Origin of the sequence: Dermatophilus congolensis (assembly GCF_900187045.1) — a bacterium.
GTDB lineage: Bacteria > Actinomycetota > Actinomycetes > Actinomycetales > Dermatophilaceae > Dermatophilus > Dermatophilus congolensis.
The window spans coordinates 1245441-1263515 of sequence record NZ_LT906453.1 but is presented as its reverse complement, the minus strand read 5'-3'; the positions used below and the strand labels follow the sequence as shown (position 1 = coordinate 1263515).

The 18075-nt window shown below is 57.6% G+C and carries 15 protein-coding genes; 3 read left to right on the top strand and 12 right to left on the bottom strand.

What is annotated here, in order from left to right; genetic code table 11:
• Positions 1–17: 17 nt before the first annotated feature.
• The 6 genes from CKV89_RS05395 to CKV89_RS05370 form a co-directional block, all read right to left on the bottom strand.
• Positions 18–887: a ribonuclease HI family protein gene (locus tag CKV89_RS05395; RefSeq protein WP_028326968.1), complete on the bottom strand. Its 870-nt coding sequence runs from the start codon at positions 885–887 to the stop codon at positions 18–20.
• A gap of 84 nt (positions 888–971) precedes the next feature.
• Positions 972–2759, bottom strand: a complete 1788-nt coding sequence (locus CKV89_RS05390) for a proline--tRNA ligase (protein WP_034401011.1) — start codon at positions 2757–2759, stop codon at positions 972–974.
• Between the two features lie 146 nt (positions 2760–2905).
• Positions 2906–3565, bottom strand: coding sequence for a GNAT family N-acetyltransferase (locus tag CKV89_RS05385; RefSeq protein WP_231935461.1), 660 nt, complete (start codon positions 3563–3565; stop codon positions 2906–2908).
• 240 nt (positions 3566–3805) lie between these two features.
• Positions 3806–4615 carry a TSUP family transporter gene (locus CKV89_RS05380; RefSeq protein ID WP_051277461.1) on the bottom strand — a complete coding sequence of 270 codons (810 nt, stop codon included), beginning with the start codon at positions 4613–4615 and terminating at the stop codon, positions 3806–3808.
• A 60-nt stretch (positions 4616–4675) separates the two neighbouring features.
• Entirely contained in the window at positions 4676–5845 is a 1170-nt protein-coding gene (gene ispG / locus CKV89_RS05375) for a flavodoxin-dependent (E)-4-hydroxy-3-methylbut-2-enyl-diphosphate synthase (protein WP_028326972.1), read from the bottom strand.
• Positions 5846–6010: 165 nt separating this feature from the next.
• Positions 6011–8071 carry a DHA2 family efflux MFS transporter permease subunit gene (locus CKV89_RS05370; RefSeq protein WP_034400889.1) on the bottom strand — a complete coding sequence of 687 codons (2061 nt, stop codon included), beginning with the start codon at positions 8069–8071 and terminating at the stop codon, positions 6011–6013.
• Between the two features lie 185 nt (positions 8072–8256).
• Here CKV89_RS05370 and CKV89_RS05365 point away from each other — a divergent pair, with 185 nt between their 5' ends.
• Complete coding sequence (locus CKV89_RS05365; protein ID WP_051277463.1) at positions 8257–9012, top strand: TetR/AcrR family transcriptional regulator; 756 nt, start codon at positions 8257–8259, stop codon at positions 9010–9012.
• On the opposite strand, the gene CKV89_RS05360 is transcribed toward CKV89_RS05365, so the two are convergent.
• Entirely contained in the window at positions 8954–10381 is a 1428-nt protein-coding gene (locus tag CKV89_RS05360) for a M50 family metallopeptidase (protein WP_034400891.1), read from the bottom strand. The two genes, CKV89_RS05365 and CKV89_RS05360, sit on opposite strands and share 59 nt — an antisense overlap.
• A 95-nt stretch (positions 10382–10476) precedes the next feature.
• Positions 10477–11664: a 1-deoxy-D-xylulose-5-phosphate reductoisomerase gene (gene dxr, locus CKV89_RS05355; protein ID WP_407919582.1), complete on the bottom strand. Its 1188-nt coding sequence runs from the start codon at positions 11662–11664 to the stop codon at positions 10477–10479.
• A gap of 122 nt (positions 11665–11786) precedes the next feature.
• Here dxr and CKV89_RS12030 point away from each other — a divergent pair, with 122 nt between their 5' ends.
• Positions 11787–11954 carry a hypothetical protein gene (locus CKV89_RS12030; RefSeq protein ID WP_169714599.1) on the top strand — a complete coding sequence of 56 codons (168 nt, stop codon included), beginning with the start codon at positions 11787–11789 and terminating at the stop codon, positions 11952–11954.
• Between the two features lie 185 nt (positions 11955–12139).
• Here CKV89_RS12030 and CKV89_RS05350 read toward each other — a convergent pair whose 3' ends face one another.
• The 4 genes from CKV89_RS05350 to CKV89_RS05335 all read right to left on the bottom strand — a co-directional run bounded on the left by CKV89_RS05350 (position 12140) and on the right by CKV89_RS05335 (position 17087).
• Entirely contained in the window at positions 12140–12862 is a 723-nt protein-coding gene (locus tag CKV89_RS05350) for a LutC/YkgG family protein (protein WP_231935460.1), read from the bottom strand.
• The gene (locus CKV89_RS05345; RefSeq protein WP_051277466.1) at positions 12862–14529 is read right to left on the bottom strand and encodes a lactate utilization protein B; all 1668 of its coding nucleotides are present in this window, start codon (positions 14527–14529) and stop codon (positions 12862–12864) included. The genes CKV89_RS05350 and CKV89_RS05345 overlap by 1 nt, the downstream gene beginning before the upstream one ends.
• Complete coding sequence (locus tag CKV89_RS05340) at positions 14526–15359, bottom strand: (Fe-S)-binding protein (protein ID WP_051277467.1); 834 nt, start codon at positions 15357–15359, stop codon at positions 14526–14528. Before CKV89_RS05340 ends, CKV89_RS05345 begins: the two co-directional genes overlap by 4 nt.
• Before the next feature lie 63 nt (positions 15360–15422).
• Positions 15423–17087, bottom strand: a complete 1665-nt coding sequence (locus tag CKV89_RS05335; RefSeq protein WP_028326978.1) for an L-lactate permease — start codon at positions 17085–17087, stop codon at positions 15423–15425.
• Positions 17088–17256: 169 nt separating this feature from the next.
• Between CKV89_RS05335 and CKV89_RS05330 the strand changes: the two genes are divergently transcribed.
• Positions 17257–18060, top strand: a complete 804-nt coding sequence (locus CKV89_RS05330; protein ID WP_231935459.1) for a FadR/GntR family transcriptional regulator — start codon at positions 17257–17259, stop codon at positions 18058–18060.
• The last annotated feature ends 15 nt before the right edge of the window (positions 18061–18075 follow it).

Genomic DNA, 18075 nt, shown 5'->3' with positions numbered 1-18075 from the left:
ACCCACCAGGTAGCTCACTACTCCCAGGTGCTCTGAGAAAAACGTTGCCGCCACCGCTCCTCCACCCGCTGCCACAACGAAGAATGCAACGAAGTACCACCATCGGTGTGCCCCCGCCACCGCAGCAGAACAACATCCGAAGACACACGCTCAGCCGCTAACAGCTCCAAATCAGTCTCTGCAGGCGCCAACCCAGCCACAGCTTCAGCTCTGGTAAGCACAGCCCCCGAAGGCTCCACCTTCACCCACTGTGGATGTAACAAACGCTCCAGCATGCGGCTACTAGCCCGCACATCATCTTCCAAAAGCGCCCGTTCTAGATCGACCACCACATCGATTTCATCCTGCTCTACATCACCAAACAGCGTTCCTTGACCACACGCAGCGAAAGCAGGCGCAACACCCACTGAAGCCCCACCCAAACCGGGTCCAGGATCAGGCTCAGCACCTTTCGAATAAGCAACTGCAGCGCCATTAGCCAAACGATCCGCAGCCTCGTTCAACTCATGCCCGGCATGACCTTTCACCCATTTAAACTCGACATCCCGCTGGATACCGCCGTTGAGCTCGGCGTCAATCGCTTGCATCAAATCAAGATTGAGAACCGGTTGGCCGTTGCCTTTCTTCCACCCTTTGCGTTTCCATCCCGGCATCCATTTCGTGATCGAGTTGATGACGTACTGCGAATCGCAATAAATCGTCAACGGCCCCGCTTCACGCGTCGCACGCAACAAATCGAGAACAGCCATGAGCTCACCCATGTTGTTCGTGCCATGCGGCCATCCCCCCGCAGCCCACCGATTGTCATCGATGTACCAACCCCAACCTGCTGGGCCTGGGTTTCCAAGCGCAGAACCGTCAGCGGCTGCGATGAGTCGATCTGTCACGTGTTTGTTCCTTTTTATCCAAAGCTGTGCCTCACCTGGCGGCACAGCACAAAATACGAGTGCCATACCGCCAGGTATTCAACGTCAACCGCTGATCTCAGACTTCACCTGCTGAACCAGCTCAGCAAGCGGTACCTCTCGTCGCTCACCCGTGCGGCGATCTTTAATCTCAGCGACAGGAACATCTGCTGCAAGACCCTTACCAAGTACCACAATCGTGGGCACACCGATCAGCTCAGCATCCTTGAACTTCACGCCAGGGCTCACCTTAGGCCGGTCGTCATACAAGACATCGATGCCAGCAGCAGAGAGGTCATCAACCACTTTCTGTGCGGTCTGGAAAATCGCTTCACCCTTACCCGTGGCAACAACATGCACATCCATGGGAGAAACATTGCGTGGCCACACCAAACCCGCGTCATCAACGTTTGCCTCAGCCAAAGCAGCTACTGCTCGGGAAACCCCGACCCCGTAGGACCCCATCGTCACAGTCACAAGCTTGCCGTTCTCGTCGAGAACCTTAAGGCCAAGCGCCTCAGCATATTTGCGCCCAAGCTGGAAGACATGCCCCATCTCAATACCCCGAGCAGCGCGCAGCAGACCAGCACCATCGGGGCTCGGGTCCCCATCACGGATTTCACCAGCCTGGATGACACCATCCACATCGAAATCACGACCAAGCACAAGGTCGATCACATGCGCACCAGCCACATTGGCACCTGTTGCCCAGGCGCTGCCCTGCGCAACAGAAGGGTCTACGCAGTAACGGATGTACTGAGGGTCCTCGGGATCCAAGCCCGAGTTGGGTCCCAAAGCAGTCGGGCCGATGTACCCCTTGACCAAAGCAGGCCACGTGGCGAAATCCGCGTCGGTGAATGCCTCCACCTCAGCTGGAACAACCTGCGCTTCAAGACGCTTAGCGTCAACTTGGCGGTCACCAGGCAGACCAATAACAAGCGGGCGGCGAGTGCCGTCGGGGTACACAAGCATGACGACAACGTTCTTCAATGTGTCAGCAGTGCTCCACGCACGCCCATGATGCTCAGGAACAACCTCATCCAAAACATCAACGAGAGACTCAATAGTTGAGGCATCCGGAGTGTCAATCTGCCGTGCGGGCCCGGTGGCAGCCACAACATCAGCAGCAACTGCAGCGGCGCGAGGCACCTCAACTGCCTCTACGTTGGCTGCGTAACCGCTCTCGTCACACGTCACGAACGTGTCTTCGCCATTCTCAGAAACTGCGAGAAACTCTTCACTTGCAGAGCCACCCATCGCCCCAGAAGTCGCCTTCACGACGACGAACTCAAGTCCCAGCGCCTCGAAGATGCGAATGTATGCCTCACGATGGCGCTGATATGCGGCTTCGAGACCAGCATCGTCAATATCAAACGAGTAAGAGTCCTTCATGAAGAACTCACGTCCACGCAACAAACCACCGCGCGGACGCGCTTCATCACGGTACTTGTTCTGGAATTGGTAGAGAGTGGCCGGAAGATCCTTGTACGAGTTGTACATGTCCTTAACGGCCAGAGTGAACATTTCCTCATGAGTAGGACCAAGGAGCATATCGGCCCCCTTGCGATCCTTCACGCGGAAAAGATTTTCCCCGTATTCACTCCACCGATTTGTTGCCTCATAGGGCTCACGCGGCAACAAGGCAGGGAACAGCAGCTCCTGCCCACCAATCGCATTCATCTCGGTGCGTACGATCTGCTCAACTTTGCGAAGCACCCGTAGTCCCAGTGGCATCCACGAGTACACACCTGGCGCAGAGCGACGAACATACCCAGCGCGGACGAGTTTGCGATGCCCTGGCAACTCGGCGTCAGATGGGTCATCGCGGAGAGTCCGCAGGAAAAGATTTGACATGCGCGTAACGCTCACGTGGGCCTCACTGGCAAAGAAGAGAACTGTGGTTGATAACTAGCTTAAGTGCTCGCCAGCCCAGAGCAGCGCACAGTTACGGTCAACCAGGAGCTGCGCACAAAGAGCTCCACGCCCTCTCACCCCAAGATTCACAGCAAAACGGTGGCAAATTCGCCCACTTCCTCGAATCCCACGCGTCGATACGCAGCAACAGCTGGCTCGTTGTAGTCATTGACGTACAACGTCACAACAGGTGCGACATGAGCACGGGCATACTCAACACACGCCGCGAGCGCCGGAACAGCTACCCCCTGGCCACGCCGGGTAGGCGTTACCCAGACCCCTTGAAGCTGACATGCCCCTAAACCCACCGAGCCGAACTCTGCTTTGAAAATGACCTGACCATCTTCGACTGCGGCAAGGGTGTGGCCACGCCTAATGAGGGCCAGATTAGCGCTGCGGTAAGAAAGACTTCCCGCGTAATCGTTGTAGGGGGCATATCCAATCTCTTCAATGAACATGGCCTCAGCAGCTGGAACGATGATGTCGAGTTCGTCAGGATGGGCGACTCTCACATGTTTATCCGCAGCGACGGTAAGAGCTTTTTCGGGGCCAATTGCCATCAGACGCTGATGAAGTCGCTCTTCAATCGGTGGTCTCCAAAAAGCCTGGATTTGTGACCATAAAGCTGTGACGACATCTGCAGGACCAAAGATGGAGGAAAAGCGCTGTTGATGTCTACGCAAGCGCCCCCCGAAGGCTATTGCACCCTCGATGGACCCTGCGCTCGGAACGATGTTGGCTGACATCCAGCAGACTGCTTCGATTCGTCCCTTTGGTACATACACCAGAGCGTGTCCCTCGCCACGGGAAAGGTCGAGCTCTTGTAGCCGAGCAGCGAGATAGACATTCTCAACAGGATGTTTTGCTAGCAGTTCCAGGGCCTCGTCGATGTCACCGCGCCCAAGGCTTCGAACAGTGCGCGAGGTCCATAACATAGGCGTCATTATCCATGGCGGAGAGCGTTTTTCGCGGCCGAAAAGTTACTGCTAGCCGTGAATAATTTTCATGACAAGAGTGACAGACAAGAGAGCAATAACAACAAGGAACACACCCCGCACGAAGCTCGAACCTCGAGCCACAGCTGTGCGAGCACCGACGTATCCGCCCGCCATGTTGGCCGCAGCCATGGCTAGTCCCAGAGACCACATAACGGCGCCTTGAGGAACAAAAACAACAAGTGCAGCAATGTTTGTGGATGCGTTAGCGATCTTCGCGTGAGCGCTGGCTCCCAGAAAGCTTTGTCCGGCGAAGGAAACAAGAGCGATAACGAAAAAAGATCCCGTCCCTGGGCCGAGCACTCCGTCATAGAAACCAACTGCGATGCCGATGCAGGCGAGAGTGACGATGTGACTGGTGCCGCCGCGCGGTGCAGGATCGCTTGTTCCAACATGAGGACGCATCGCTGTGTACGCCCCGACCACGGCGAGTGCGACCACGATGATGGGATCAAATGCGCTGCGGGGGATGGCTGCTGCTACTGCCGCGCCAGCGGCGGATCCTGCGAAAGCCGTGGGTGCGAGCCAGGCAGCGGCGCTTCGATCGAGGCCTATGCGGCGTATGTATGTCGTGGCGCTGGCAAGCGTGCCGAATACCGAGGCAATTTTGTTCGTCGCAAGGATCTGTGCAGTTGCTGCGTGCGGGAGCAGGATCGACAACATAGGCAGTTGAATGAGCCCACCGCCGCCAACGACAGCATCTACCCACCCGGCAGCAAAGGAAGCAACCAGTAGCAGTATGAGTGGCGCAGCTCCCAGAGAACCAAGGTCGTTGAAAAGGTGGGGAGCGTCGGCGAGCACGCACTGATGCTATCGCCGACGCTCCATCACCATCGGTAAACGCCTGTGTTCTGCTACACGTCAGGAAACAGATACGACTGGGGTGCCCTCGGTTCCTTCGCCCATCTCTGCGGCTATCCGGTTCGCTTCTTCGACGAGAGTTTCTACGATTTGGTCTTCGGGCACAGTCCGGATCACTTGTCCCCGCACAAAGATTTGGCCTTTGCCGTTGCCAGATGCCACTCCAAGGTCGGCTTCGCGTGCCTCACCGGGACCGTTAACAACACATCCCATGACGGCGACCCGCAGTGGCACGGTCATTCCTTCAAGAGCGTCGCTGACTGAGTTCGCCAACTCGTAGACATTCACTTGGGCGCGGCCACAAGAGGGGCAGGAAACGATCTCGAGTTTGCGGGGTTTCAATCCCAGGCTTTGCAGGATTTGGGTGCCGACTTTGACTTCTTCTACCGGTGGAGCAGATAGGGAGACGCGGATGGTGTCACCGATGCCTTGGGCTAGAAGGTGCCCAAAAGCGACCGAAGATTTGATGGTGCCTTGGAAGGCTGGGCCTGCTTCGGTGACGCCAAGGTGCAGTGGCCAGTTACCGCGTTCGGCGAGCATTTCATAGGCGCGGATCATAGTGATGACGTCGTGGTGTTTCACAGAGATTTTGAAGTCGTGGAAGTCATGCTCTTCGAAGAGTGCCGCTTCCATGACGGCTGATTCGACGAGTGCCTCAGCGGTTGGTGCGCCGTACTTGGCGTAGAGGCGTTTATCGAGAGAGCCAGCGTTGACACCAATGCGGATGGATGTGCCGTATTCCTTCGCTGCCTGGGCGATCTCTTTTACTTTGTCGTCGAACTTCTTGATGTTGCCTGGGTTAACGCGTACTGCGCCGCAACCAGCTTTAATCGCGGCGAAGACATATTTGGGTTGGAAGTGGATGTCCGCGATCACCGGGATGTTTGACTTGGCTGCGATAATGGGGAGCGCCTCGGCATCTTTGTCTGTTGGGCAGGCGACACGGACGATGTCACACCCAGCTGCGGTGAGTTCGGCAATTTGTTGCAAGGTTGCGCCGATGTCGTGGGTTTTTGTGGTCGTCATTGTTTGCACGCTGACAGGGGCGTCGCCGCCGACTTCCACGGTCCCGACCCCGATCTTGCGGGAGTTCCGACGCGGGTTAAGCAATGCGGCAGATGGCTCCGGCGTGTGAGAAGCAGGTGAGGGGATTCCGAGATTGACGCTCATAGGCGTCAGTATGTCGTACCGCCTGCGCCACGGCATCAACGGTTCGTGTTCTTGCACCGTTGCGCAGCCGCTATTGCTGTTGTTCTCACCTATGTCTTTAGACAAGAACGAACACTGTCAGTGCGGACATGGGCAGTGTTTGTTTCTCCTGTTGTGTGGTTTTCGTCATGAGAGGTCAGTGGTGGAGGCTCGGGAAAGATCGACAAGAAGGGCAGCGTTTACTGTGTCGACGGCTTTCCTGAGTTTGCGTATGTCTACCCCTTCGGCCTGTGGTGCATGAGGGGGTTCTGTTTTGGTGGCAGCAGTGTGTGCTTCTAAACGGGATGCGGCGAGGGCGATTTCACTAGTGAGTTCTTCCCCCAGCACTCCTCCTGGGCGATTGGTGAGTTTTGACAGCTCGACTGCGTAGGGTTCGTTACGCATGATTTCTGCGCTGTCTTCGGTGATGAGCATGGTGGATGCTGACTGAAGGACGGCTAGCCCTTGGTTGAAGTCGCCTTCTCCGATGTGTTCCACGGCGCGGCGGAGGAATTCACGTTCAGGTAGCGCCGCCTGGGTGACGAGAAGCCCGATTTTGAGCCCGAGGACTCGTTCATGGGTACGTTCGTTAAGAGTTGGGTATCGAGGTTCGACGGCGCCGCCTTCTGCAGTTTGGCTCATTGTGTCGAGCATGTCTCGTGCGGCTTCTGGGCCAGTGTGGTTGGTGGTGCGCAGTGGGACTGCCTTAATGAATGAGGCAGCGAGCAGGGCGATAATGGTTAGCGGTATGCCCGCGGTGAAGACGTCATGGAGAGCATCTGATAGGCCGTAGCGAACGGCTTCGGCGATGATTGGGGGCAGTTTAGCCAAGGCTGTTGGGTCGAGAACTGCTCCAGCGTTGAGGTGTCCTCCTGGCAGGTTGGACTGTCCAGCGGGCATGCGGGCAGCGATCGCTGGGCCCATGTGGCTTGTCAGGACTGTGCCAAATACGGCTACTCCTACTGTCCCGCCGGTGCTGCGGAAGAACTGTGTGGTGGCGGTAGCCACTCCGAGGTCTCGTCGCTGCACGACGTTTTGCACGATGAGGGTGAACATCTGCATGCATGCGCCCAGGCCAATACCGATAACTACGGTGAACAGGGCCAGCTGCAGGTGTGAGGACTGTGGTGAGAGCAGAGTGAGTAGCCAGATACCGATTGCCATCAGGAGGATGCCGGCCAGTGTGATGGCTTTGTATTTGCCGGTTCGTGTGACAACTCCACCGATGACGATGGAGGTAACCACCATTGCGGCACTCATGGGAACCAGCACAGCTCCGGACTGACCTGCGCTCATGCCCAGAACGCCCTGGGCGAAGACAGGCACGTAGATGAGGATGCCGAACATGAGCATGGAGACGGTCAGGTTGGCTATGTTCGAAAGAGTAAAAATGGAGCTGGTAAATAGGCGCAAAGGGATGACTGGCTCTTTAGCTTTGCTTTCTACGGCAATGAACACCGCGATGCTGATCGCTCCGAGGATGTATAGGCCGATTATTTGGGCTGATTGCCATGGCCAGGTTGTTCCGCCGAGGCTGGTGGCAGCGAGCAGGGCAACCAGGCCGATGGTAAGTGTTCCGATTCCGGCGTAGTCGATGGTGGCGTCGATGCGTTGTTGGTCAGGTTCGAAGAAACGCCAGACGAACCAGAACGCGATAAGGCCAACAGGTAGGGAGATGTAGAAAAGCCATCGCCATCCGGCGTGGTCGGTGATATACCCACCGGCAAGGGGACCTGCGATGGAAGTGAATCCGAAGATCGCTCCCATGATGCCTTGATATTTACCGCGGTAGCGGGGCGGGATGATGTCACCAATGATCGTTTGCGACAGGGGCATGAGTGCCCCCATGCCCAGGCCCTGCAAGGCACGGGCGAAGACGAGGAACCAGAAGTTTGTTGCGGCCCCGGATAATGCCGAGCCAAGCATGAATGTTCCTAGACCAGCGAGGAAGAAGCGTCGGCGGCCGTAGATGTCGGAGAGTTTCCCGACGATTGGAACAGATACGGCGGTGACCAGCATGGCGGTAGTAGCGAGCCAGCTGTAGTGCTCCATCCCGCCCAGTTCAGCGACGATACGTGGGATTGCTGGCCCGACGATTGTTTGGCTGATCGAGGAGACGAGCATGCCCAGCAGGAGGCCGATAAAGACTTTTCGTCCTGCGGGGTCAAGACGAAATTCATCCGGGGCTGGGGTGGGGCTGTTGGGCATGTGGAGACCTCCTGGGTGGGTGCGCGTTTCCTCAGGCGTCTTCGGCGAGGTGTTGGCGAGGTGTTTAGTGCGGCCTATGGGTGGACCATGGGGAGCAGTAATACGCGATTTCTCTGCTTTCTTAACTCACAAAAAGCATAAGTGCACTCCTGCAAAATTTCACTACTGCTACGTACACTACAACCATGCACACCACAAACAACCAACTCCCTCACAGCAACCAACCCACCCCCCAACCACCCCATCGACCCGCTCCCCCACCCACCGAAGGTCTACGCGAACGCAAGAAACGCCAAACCCGCGCACGCATCCACCGCAGCGCCGTCGAACTCACCGACCAACACGGCCTCGACACACTCACCATCGAAGCCATCGCAGCCCGAGCCGACGTATCCCCTCGAACCGTCTTCAACTACTACCGCTCCAAAGAAGCCGCAATCCTCGGAATCGACTCAGACATTCCCGAACAAGTCACCGCCGCTCTCGAACAGCAACCCCCAAACATCTGCCCCCTCACAGCACTACGCAACGCCCTACGCTCCCTCATCACCGCACCACGCATCGATGAAGAATTCACTGCCACGCGACGCCGCGTCCTGACCGACCACCCCGAACTAGCCACCACAAGCATGAGCTTGGTCATCGAGACCGAAAAATCCCTCACCAAAGCCCTACTCACACGCCTGACACACAACAACACAGACACCAACAACGCCCACCTGCACATGCAAGCAGCGTTACTAGCCACCGCCGCAGTAGGCGCCACCCGAGCCACCTGGGTAACCCGCGCGCACCACGACCTCGACCCACAAAGCACCCTCGAAACATTCGAACGCGCCTTCGACGCACTCCAGACCGGTCTCCCCCCCACCCCCACAGCAACTACAACCGCACCGGCGCCACCACGTCCGCATACACCAGCAACACACCCATCCCGATAAACAACAACGTCACCACATATGCCAACGGCATAGCCCGAGCAACATCGACATAGCCAGGATCAGGGCGCCGCCGCACCCGCGCCACCACCTTCGTGAAGCCTTCCCACACAGCTCCCACCATGTGCCCACCATCTAGCGGCAACAACGGAATCATGTTGAAAACAAACAACGCGATGTTCAAGCTCGCCACCAACATCCACATCGCCGCCCACATAGCCCCCGGGTCCGACAGCCACGCCACCCGCCCATCAGCTACCTCACCGGCAATACGCCCAACGCCCACCACACTCATTGGGCTATTAGCATCCCGATCAGCACCGGCAAAAGCTGCCTGCCACACACCAAACAACTTGGCTGGCAATACCGCAACTACCTTTACCGTCTGCACCACTCCGTCGGCCAGGAACCCGGGGACCGCCGTAATCGGCTGCGGAACAAATGCGCTGACAGGCGTGCTCGTCATCCCCATGTAGCCAGCCTTCTCAGTCAGCGGCGCCCCGTGAGCATCAACAATCACCCGCCCCTGCTCATCAACTCGCGGCATCTGCACCGCAATCGGGGTCACTTTGAGCCTCACCTGCTGACCACCACGCTCAACCACCACATCCACCGTGCGCCCGGCAGCAGGACGCACAGCGGTAGCCACATCCATAGTCCCCCTCACCTGGCGGCCATCAATCGATACAAACTGGTCACCAGGACGAAGCCCTGCTGCTGCCGCAGGTGAAGGCGTATCTGCCGCGGTGCACGGCTTCGTCACATCTTGGGCTCCTGCCCCCACCACCGGTCGCACACACTGAGCCACAGAAACAACCTTGGCCCCTACTGACTCAGCAATACCGTGTGTCGTAAACACTCCTGCCATCACCACCCCAGCAATGACCAGATTCATCATCGGGCCACCAAACATGATGGTCAGCTTTTTGGGAACCGACAGCTTATAGAAGACCCTGTCCTCTTCACCGGGACGAATTTCAGCCAACGACGCTTCACGAGCCTGCGCAACCATACCTGACCATGGCCACACACGCCCACTACGAGTGCGACCTGACTGCTCATCAGCAGCCGAAGCGTTCTGACTACGCTCAGAAACACTCAGATCCTCCGCACCATCACGAACGCGCGCCTGCTCTGCCCGCGAAGGTGGGTACATGCCGATCATCCGCACATACCCACCTAGCGGTATGGCTTTAACCCCATACGTGGTCTCTCCCCACTGGCGCGACCACAAAGTTGACCCAAACCCAATCATGTACTCACGGCACGCAACACCGAACTTCTTCGCCGGCGCCAGGTGTCCAATCTCGTGCAACGCAATCGACACTGCAATCGCAAAAGCCATGAACAGCACACCAAAAACGAACATCATGGCCGTCGACTCCTTCTTCCAGCGAATTCCTGCACGAAAAAGCTTCTACGACTGATCGACCGTGAAGCTCACACCCTGTACCGATTGTGCAACGATCACCTAGCGATAACTGATCCCGCCACGTCACGCGCCCACGCATCAGCGGCCAGCACCCCAGCTACATCATCAGCGTTGCCTGACTGCTCTGCCCGCTGCACCGCCTCATGCCACCGGTTCACCACCAGCTCCACCGTGTCCACAATCTCCAAGAAACCGATACGGCGATCATGGAAAGCATCAACACACACCTCATTGGCAGCGTTATACACAGCGGGATACGTTCCCCCCATTTCCCCAACACGGCGAGCCAACGCCACTGCAGGGAATGCTTCTTCATCCAGCGGGAAGAACTCCCACGCACTCGCTTTAGACCAGTCACATGGCGCTACCGCTGCTGGAACACGATCTGGCCATGCCATTCCCAAAGCAATCGGCAACCGCATATCCGGCGGCGATGCCTGAGCAATCGTAGATCCATCAACAAACTCAACCATCGAATGCACCACTGACTGAGGATGCACAGTCACTTCGATAGACGAAAAAGGAATATCGAAGAGCAGATGGGCTTCAATAACTTCCAAACCCTTATTGACAAGCGTGGCCGAATTAGTAGTTACCACTGGCCCCATATTCCATGTTGGGTGAGCCAAAGCCTCCTCCGGCGTGACATTAACAAGCTCTGCACGGCGCCGTCCGCGGAAAGGTCCACCGCTTGCTGTCACCACAAGCTTGGCAACCTCACTACTCTTTCCAGAACGCAACGCCTGCGCCAGAGCCGAATGCTCTGAATCTACTGGCACGATCTGCCCTGGCCTGGCCGCCGCCTTAACAAGATCGCCCCCCACAATCAGTGACTCTTTATTGGCTAACGCCAAGGTATTTCCAGCCTGGAGCGCAGCAAGAGTCGGAAGCAAACCAATCGATCCCGTAATGCCATTGACCACCACATCCACAGACTGACCAGCAACCTCTGCCACCGAATCACCCCCCACTAGCACCTCGGGGATCCGCTGCACACCAGCTGCTCGCAGCGCTGCATGCACTTCTTCTACTGAGCCCTGCGCAACCGCAAGCACATCAACATCAAGCTGGGCAACCTGCTCGGCAAGCACCCCCAGTTGCCCACCACCAGCAGCCAAACCCGTCACGCGAAATCGATCTGGATTACGTAGGGCTACATCTACTGCCTGCGTACCGATCGACCCAGTGGATCCCAGCAGAGTTACTGTTCGTTGCGTTGTCACCGACACATCGTTTCATGCACACCTAGGCGGTAAACAAGCTTGGTTATCTCCCATCCCCCTTCTTGACGCGTAGGCTACTCGAAACCCTTTTCTATCTTTTACCTGCGTTCAAAGGACCCCACATGGCAAACAAAGACGGGCTCTCCCTCGGCTACCGCCTCTGGTGGAACATCCGCAGAGTGGCAATGAGCATATTCGGCCCTGCCCAACTTGGCGATAACGACCCGTTGCACCGTTTGAAAGCGGAACGTGAAACCAAAATTGCCCAGTACCACGCCCAACAGAACTAGCAAGATAATCACCGCTCCGGTCTCTTGCATTGCACAAGGCGCATCGACCGGTAAGGGCTTTTCAACGTAGCTAGGCGCCCAGAACTCAAAGAGTCTGGGCGCCTAGCTACGTTGAAAAATAACTACCGAGCTCGGCTCGTGCGAGCCGCTGAGCTATGTATCACAGCGGCTCGCACAGAACAGAATTAGCCAGCCACGATGACGTAGAGGGTCCGAGGACCGTGCACGCCTTCAACACGAGACAACTCGATGTCACTCGTAGCGCTACCGCCACTAATCCAGGTCACTGGGTTGCCCGCACGCAATGAGGGGGCAACCAAAGCCGTGGCTTCAGGAATATCGCTGACGATTTGGTCGGTAGTCACTACACACACGTGAATGTCAGGAAGCAAGGTGAGGGCACGACGTCCCTGGTCTTCAGCGTGGTCAAGCATGATCGTTCCCGACTCAGCGCCTGCAGCACGAGCCGCCGTGACAACAGCATGCGTGGAGTTCAGCTCAGCGCGAGTTCGAGCCCCAGCAGTAGGACCATCGGTGCTTACTGGCACACCGAACTTCTCCACTGCAGCGCGCCACGAAGCGTCAATGCCTTCTGGTAGTACGACACTTTTTGCTTCAGTGATCCGCAAAGCTTCAGCAATGGCAGCGGGGATCTCTTTACGTGCGCACCGAGCGACCGTAGCTCTGTAGTCCTCGACACGCTCAACGAATCGATCAACCACGTCGTCTACCTGTGGGTTGGCCTGCCCATACTCCCAATCCACCGGAGTATCTTCAGCCGGAGACATATCAGCGGGCACATCGGTCAGCCCCTGGCGGATACGCGCCAGGATCTCATCACGAGCGCTCATTCCTGGCGTGTGCGGCGCGCCCGCGGTGAGGTCAGGGCGTTGCAAATCCGTGCTCATCAGTTTTCCCCCTTGCGCTCGCCATTCGTGCCAGCTGTGTCATCGTCACCGTGCTCACGGTTCCACCAACTACGGAACGATTCCGCCGGAGGCACCGGCACGTTCCTTGCTCCTGTCCAGCGAGAGAGCGGTCCAGGAATAGCGCCGATGTGATCGGTGAACTTGCCGAGGCTGCGCCCACCAAAACCACTCATGTTGGTAGCGGTCTTCCAGCGGCGGGAGTCTGACATCATCCAGGCTGCAGAAGCCATGAGAGCAGGCTCGGTGTGGGCGATGAAGGGGCGGGCAAGCCGCTTCTTCTTAAACTTGGCGTTCGCTTCTGCCTTTTTGGCGCTAACAACCTTGTTGCGCATGTAGACGAGCAGCTCCGGAATCGGGATGCGCACAGGGCACACGTCGAAGCACGCGCCGCACAGGGTGGAGGCAAAAGGTAGAGAGCGATCGACCTTGGAAGATGTTCCGCGCAACTGCGGGGTGAGGATCGAGCCGATTGGCCCTGGGTACACCGAGCCGTAGGCGTGACCACCGACTTTTTCATAGACAGGGCACACGTTGAGGCAGGAGGTGCAGCGAATGCAGCGCAGTGCCTCACGACCGTGTTTGTCCTGGAGAACGTTGGTGCGGCCGTTGTCGATAAGAACCACGTGCATGGCTTTGGGGCCGTCTTCGCCACCCTTATCGCCGCCCGGTCCCGTCCAAAGGGTGGTGTAAGGGTTCATGCGCTCGCCCGTAGACGAACGCGGCAGCAACTGAAGGAAAACCTCAAGGTCTTCAACCGTCGGGACAACTTTTTCAATGCCGACAACACTGATGAGCGTCTCCGGCAGGGTTAGGCACATACGGCCGTTACCTTCGGATTCGACAACTGCCAGAGTTCCAGTTTCGGCAACTGCGAAGTTAGCTCCGGAGATACCTACCTTGGCGCGCAGGAACTTTTCGCGCAGGTGTTGGCGAGAAGCCTCTGCAAGGTGGGCTGGCTCGGAGTCCAAACCTTCGGGAGCAGGGCGGCCATAGGTACCCATCTCGTCGAGGAAGATCTCGCGTACTTCACTGCGGTTGCGGTGAATAGCCGGCACGAGGAAGTGGCTTGGCCTGTCATGCCCCAGCTGCACGATGAGCTCAGCGAGGTCAGTCTCCCAGGCTGCGATGCCCGCGTCTTCAAGGGCCTCGTTCATCTCGATTTCCTGGGTGGCCATGGATTTAACCTTGACGACCTCAGGGTAAGTAACGTCACCGTTGTTTGCCTCGGTGCCTTCACCCTCGCTGACTGCGTATTGGGAGAGTGCATCTTTAACGAGGCCGACGATGATTTCGTTCGCTTCGGCTGCGTCACGCGCCCAGTGAACAGTTGTTCCTGCTGCAGTAAGTGACTCTTCTAGCTGGACCAAGTATTGGTCCAGGTGCCGCAGGGTGCGGTTCTTAATTGATTCACCAGCGCGACGAAGCTGTTCCCAGTTGTCTAGCTCTGCTACGACACGACCACGTTTGCCTCGGATCATGGTCATAGCGGTGTGCAGGTTGCCTCGCTGCACTGGCTTGCCTAGCTGCACCTTGGCTGCTGAGGGGAAGGCGTCCGAGTTGATCAACTCTCCGGGCGGCGGCGAAGGAGTCAACCGGCCCTCGGCGTCGCGCGGCAGTGCTGGCATACCGATGAACGTGGTGCTCATTTGCGCACTCCTTCCCGTGAGGCCCGGGAAGATCCGGGGGTGAACTGTGCCTCTTCAGTGGAGGCAAGAATTTCGGCGAGGTGGACCGGACGGATACCGGCGTTGTTGCGCCCGAGCACGCCGGAGATGTTCAAGAGGCAGAGGTTGTCTCCTGCGACGAGGTACTCCGCTCCGGTATCTGCGACGTGACGAGCCTTATCTGCGGCCATCGCAACAGACACATCCGGGTTCTTCATCGAGAACGTGCCACCGAATCCGCAGCAGCGGTCTGCGTCTTCGAGTTCCAGCACGGTAATACCGGACACGGCCTGGAGAAGACGCATCGGGCGATCTCCAACTTTGGCCATGCGGACAGAGTGACAAGTCGGGTGATAGGTGACCTTGTGCGGGAAGTAAGCGCCAACATCCACCGTTCCTAGAACATCAATGAGGAACTCAGAGATGTCATATGTACGGGAGGCGATGTCAGCTGCTTCGCGACGCAACCCGCTGTCACCAGCGTGTTCAGCGAGCATCGTGTGCTGGTCGCGCACAGAGCCTACGCAGGAACCAGACGGGGCCACGATGTAGTCGTAGTCGCTGAAGGTGTTAACGAAGTTACGAACGAGCGGAATAGTCTCGTCGAAGTAGCCCGAGTTTGTGAAGGCCTGTCCGCAGCATGTTTGCTTCTGCGGGAAGGTCACTTTCACGCCCAGGCGCTCCAGCAAAGTGGTTACTGCTTTGGGGGTGTTAGGGAACATCGCGTCGTTGGCACAGGTTGCGAACAGCGCGACGGTGAGTCCCTCACCTGGCCGGGTGCCGGCCGGTGAGGAGGGTGCGGCTGTGGTCATGTTCTCGTTCTCCAGGTGGTGTCGGGTGGGTTGATTCCCCGGGGTGCACGGGGAAGCTGTTTGTTACGGAAGCAGCCACGCAAGGACGGGGGTGGACATGAGGCCCGAAACGACGCACATGAACACCAGCAGAATGAGGCTCCAGCTAATAACTCGGCGCAGGATGACAGATTCAGAGCCAGCTAGCCCGATCGCAGAAGCGGCGATGGCCAAAGACTGCGGAGAAATCATCTTGCCGACAACGCCACCTGCGGCACCGGTGCCGACCAGAAGACCCTTGTAGCCGATTTGGTCTCCAACGCTGGCCTGTAGCGGGGAGAAGAGCAGGTTGGCTGAAGTGTCAGAGCCGGTGACGTAGGTACCGATCCAGCCCAGGATCGGAGCCAAGAAGGGATACACAGCGCCTGCACCAGCAACCCAGAGGCCAAGAGCGTATGTCTGACCGGAGTCACCCATGACGTAGGCAAGAGCAACAACAGCGCCGATGGTGAGCATCGTGAAACGCAGCTTGACAACGTTGCGCCAAAGCTCAGCGAAGATCTCTTTGAACGAAACCTTGTAGATGATTCCAACGAGGATTGCGACCAGGGCAAGCAGGGTGCCGGGGCCAGAAAGCCAAGCGATGGTGTAGGTGGCGTGGCCAGAGGGCTTACCGGAAACGCTCATGAGCTCCTGCAGGCCAGGCCATGAAATCTTGAGGTTGGTGGCGACTAGGGCGTTGTGAACAGCCGGGATGGCTGCGATGGAGAACACAACGATGACAAGGATGTATGGCACAAGCGCCATGAAGATACGCCCGCCGGTAAGAGTTTCGTTGTCGTCAGTAACGCGCGCAGGTGCTTGTTCTTCCAAGCTCGGATCCATCGGAGCCCCCACACGGGCAAGAGCTTCTTCGCCACCGCGGGGTTTCCAGAAGCGCAGGAAGGCAATGGCTGCAGCAACGGTGATGACGGCCGCGAAGATCTCTGTGAGGTTGTAGAGCGGTGTAGCGGAGACGACCCATTTTGTGGCGCCGAAGATCACACCGATGAGGATGGCGAACGGCCAGCATTGAGTGACACCCTTTTTACCGTCCATGACGAACAGGAGGAGGAAGGGAACAAGGAGACCGAGAAGTGCACATACGCGACCGGTGATAATGGCGACCTCAGTGACGCCTACACCGCTTACCTGGGCGGCGGTAAGGATGGGAAGCCCGACAGCACCGAAAGCAACTGGAACGGTGTTGGCGAGCAAGGCCACAACCGCTGCGCGTAGTTTCGAGAACCCGATAGCGATGAGCATGACTGTGGCGATGGCTACCGGCGCACCGAAACCTGCGAGCGCTTCGAGAAGGCCACCGAAGCAGAAGGCGATGAGCATACCCAGCACGCGGGGGTCGTCACTGATCAGGAAGAAGGTACGGCGCAGGTCGTCGAACCTTCCGGAGATGACGGTCACCTGGTACATCCAGATGGCACACAGCAGGATCCATACGATGGGGAATTGGCCGTAAATGAAGCCGTGCGCACTGGTCGACAGGGCCATGCCCACGGGCATGGAGAAGACCGTAACCGCGATGACCAGGGCCACTGCCCATGAGGTAATACCAGCGATATGTGCCTTCCATCGCAGACCGCCCAGAGTGATGAGCATCACCATGATCGGGATGGCGGCCACAAGCGCCGAGAGCCACTGCGATGGGAGGGGACTGGGATTGGGCGTGAATGCCGCAAGGGCTGGAAGCATGAGAACTCCGTTGTCCATGGGGGCGCCGCGGAGGGCTACCCGTAGTTGGGCCGGGTGATGGGCGCCACTGCTTTGGTCCGACCATTAAAGGACATTGCGGTCGGTCATGCATCATGGCGTGGGTACTAAATCGCTCAAGTGTCGTGCGTCACGCCACCGTCGAGCGAGAATGATCGTGAACGATTCCCACCGCTGGCTCAAATTCTGGAGGATTTGCATGGCACACAAGGCCCAGGATGGGGCTGCTGACACGTCTGGCCCTTCCTGGCACCCCGTCACCAAAAAGAAGGCTTACGAGCAGGTCATCGCCCAGGTTGAGGAACAAATCGTGGCTCGGCGGCTACGGGTAGGGGACCGCCTTCCTGCAGAACGTGAGCTTGCGACAATGTTGGGTGTCTCCAGAGCTGGCGTGCGAGAGGCAATGCGCACGCTAGAAGCGCAAGGTGTGGTCTCTGCCGACGTAGGAACAGACGGGGGGACGTTCGTTACGACCATGTCGAGCGAGGCAATCACGCGCATCCTTCGCTTACACGTGCATCTTTCCCACTTCTCAGTGCCAGAAGTTTTAGAGGCTCGTATCCCTTTAGAACGTAGAAGCGCCAGGCTAGCGGCGTCACAGGCCTCTGAAGAAGATCTCGCGAAAATGCGTGAGGTTCTTGATGAAATGGCTGATCCCGCAACACCTCGCGACAGGTTTAACGAGCTGGACACGCAATTCCATGTGCTTGTGGCTGCTGCAGGTCATAACAGGCTTGTCACTGAATTGACTACAGCTATTCGGGAGACGATGACAGGCCCAATAATGCACAGTTTTGATGATGAGGAAGACTGGCATGCTCGCTCAGCTAGCTTGTGTGCGGGCCACGAAGCCATCTTCGCTGCAATTGAAAAAGGCGATGCTCTTCAAGCAGCTGAAGCTGTTGAAAGTCATATTCGTCTTGCCTACGAACAACTGCACTATCACTCGAACTAGCTGAGTAGTCACTTC

Excerpts from the sequence above, each read along its gene's own strand:
- CKV89_RS05390 (WP_034401011.1), bottom strand. The coding sequence starts at position 2,759 with ATGTCAAATCTTTTCCTGCGGACTCTCCGCGATGACCCATCTGACGCC.
- CKV89_RS05385 (WP_231935461.1), bottom strand. The coding sequence starts at position 3,565 with ATGTCAGCCAACATCGTTCCGAGCGCAGGGTCCATCGAGGGTGCAATA.
- ispG (WP_028326972.1), bottom strand. The coding sequence starts at position 5,845 with ATGAGCGTCAATCTCGGAATCCCCTCACCTGCTTCTCACACGCCGGAG.
- CKV89_RS05370 (WP_034400889.1), bottom strand. The coding sequence starts at position 8,071 with ATGCCCAACAGCCCCACCCCAGCCCCGGATGAATTTCGTCTTGACCCC.
- CKV89_RS05365 (WP_051277463.1), top strand. The coding sequence starts at position 8,257 with ATGCACACCACAAACAACCAACTCCCTCACAGCAACCAACCCACCCCC.
- CKV89_RS05360 (WP_034400891.1), bottom strand. The coding sequence starts at position 10,381 with ATGATGTTCGTTTTTGGTGTGCTGTTCATGGCTTTTGCGATTGCAGTG.
- CKV89_RS12030 (WP_169714599.1), top strand. The coding sequence starts at position 11,787 with ATGGCAAACAAAGACGGGCTCTCCCTCGGCTACCGCCTCTGGTGGAAC.
- CKV89_RS05350 (WP_231935460.1), bottom strand. The coding sequence starts at position 12,862 with ATGAGCACGGATTTGCAACGCCCTGACCTCACCGCGGGCGCGCCGCAC.
- CKV89_RS05345 (WP_051277466.1), bottom strand. The coding sequence starts at position 14,529 with ATGAGCACCACGTTCATCGGTATGCCAGCACTGCCGCGCGACGCCGAG.
- CKV89_RS05340 (WP_051277467.1), bottom strand. The coding sequence starts at position 15,359 with ATGACCACAGCCGCACCCTCCTCACCGGCCGGCACCCGGCCAGGTGAG.
- CKV89_RS05335 (WP_028326978.1), bottom strand. The coding sequence starts at position 17,087 with ATGCTTCCAGCCCTTGCGGCATTCACGCCCAATCCCAGTCCCCTCCCA.
- CKV89_RS05330 (WP_231935459.1), top strand. The coding sequence starts at position 17,257 with ATGATCGTGAACGATTCCCACCGCTGGCTCAAATTCTGGAGGATTTGC.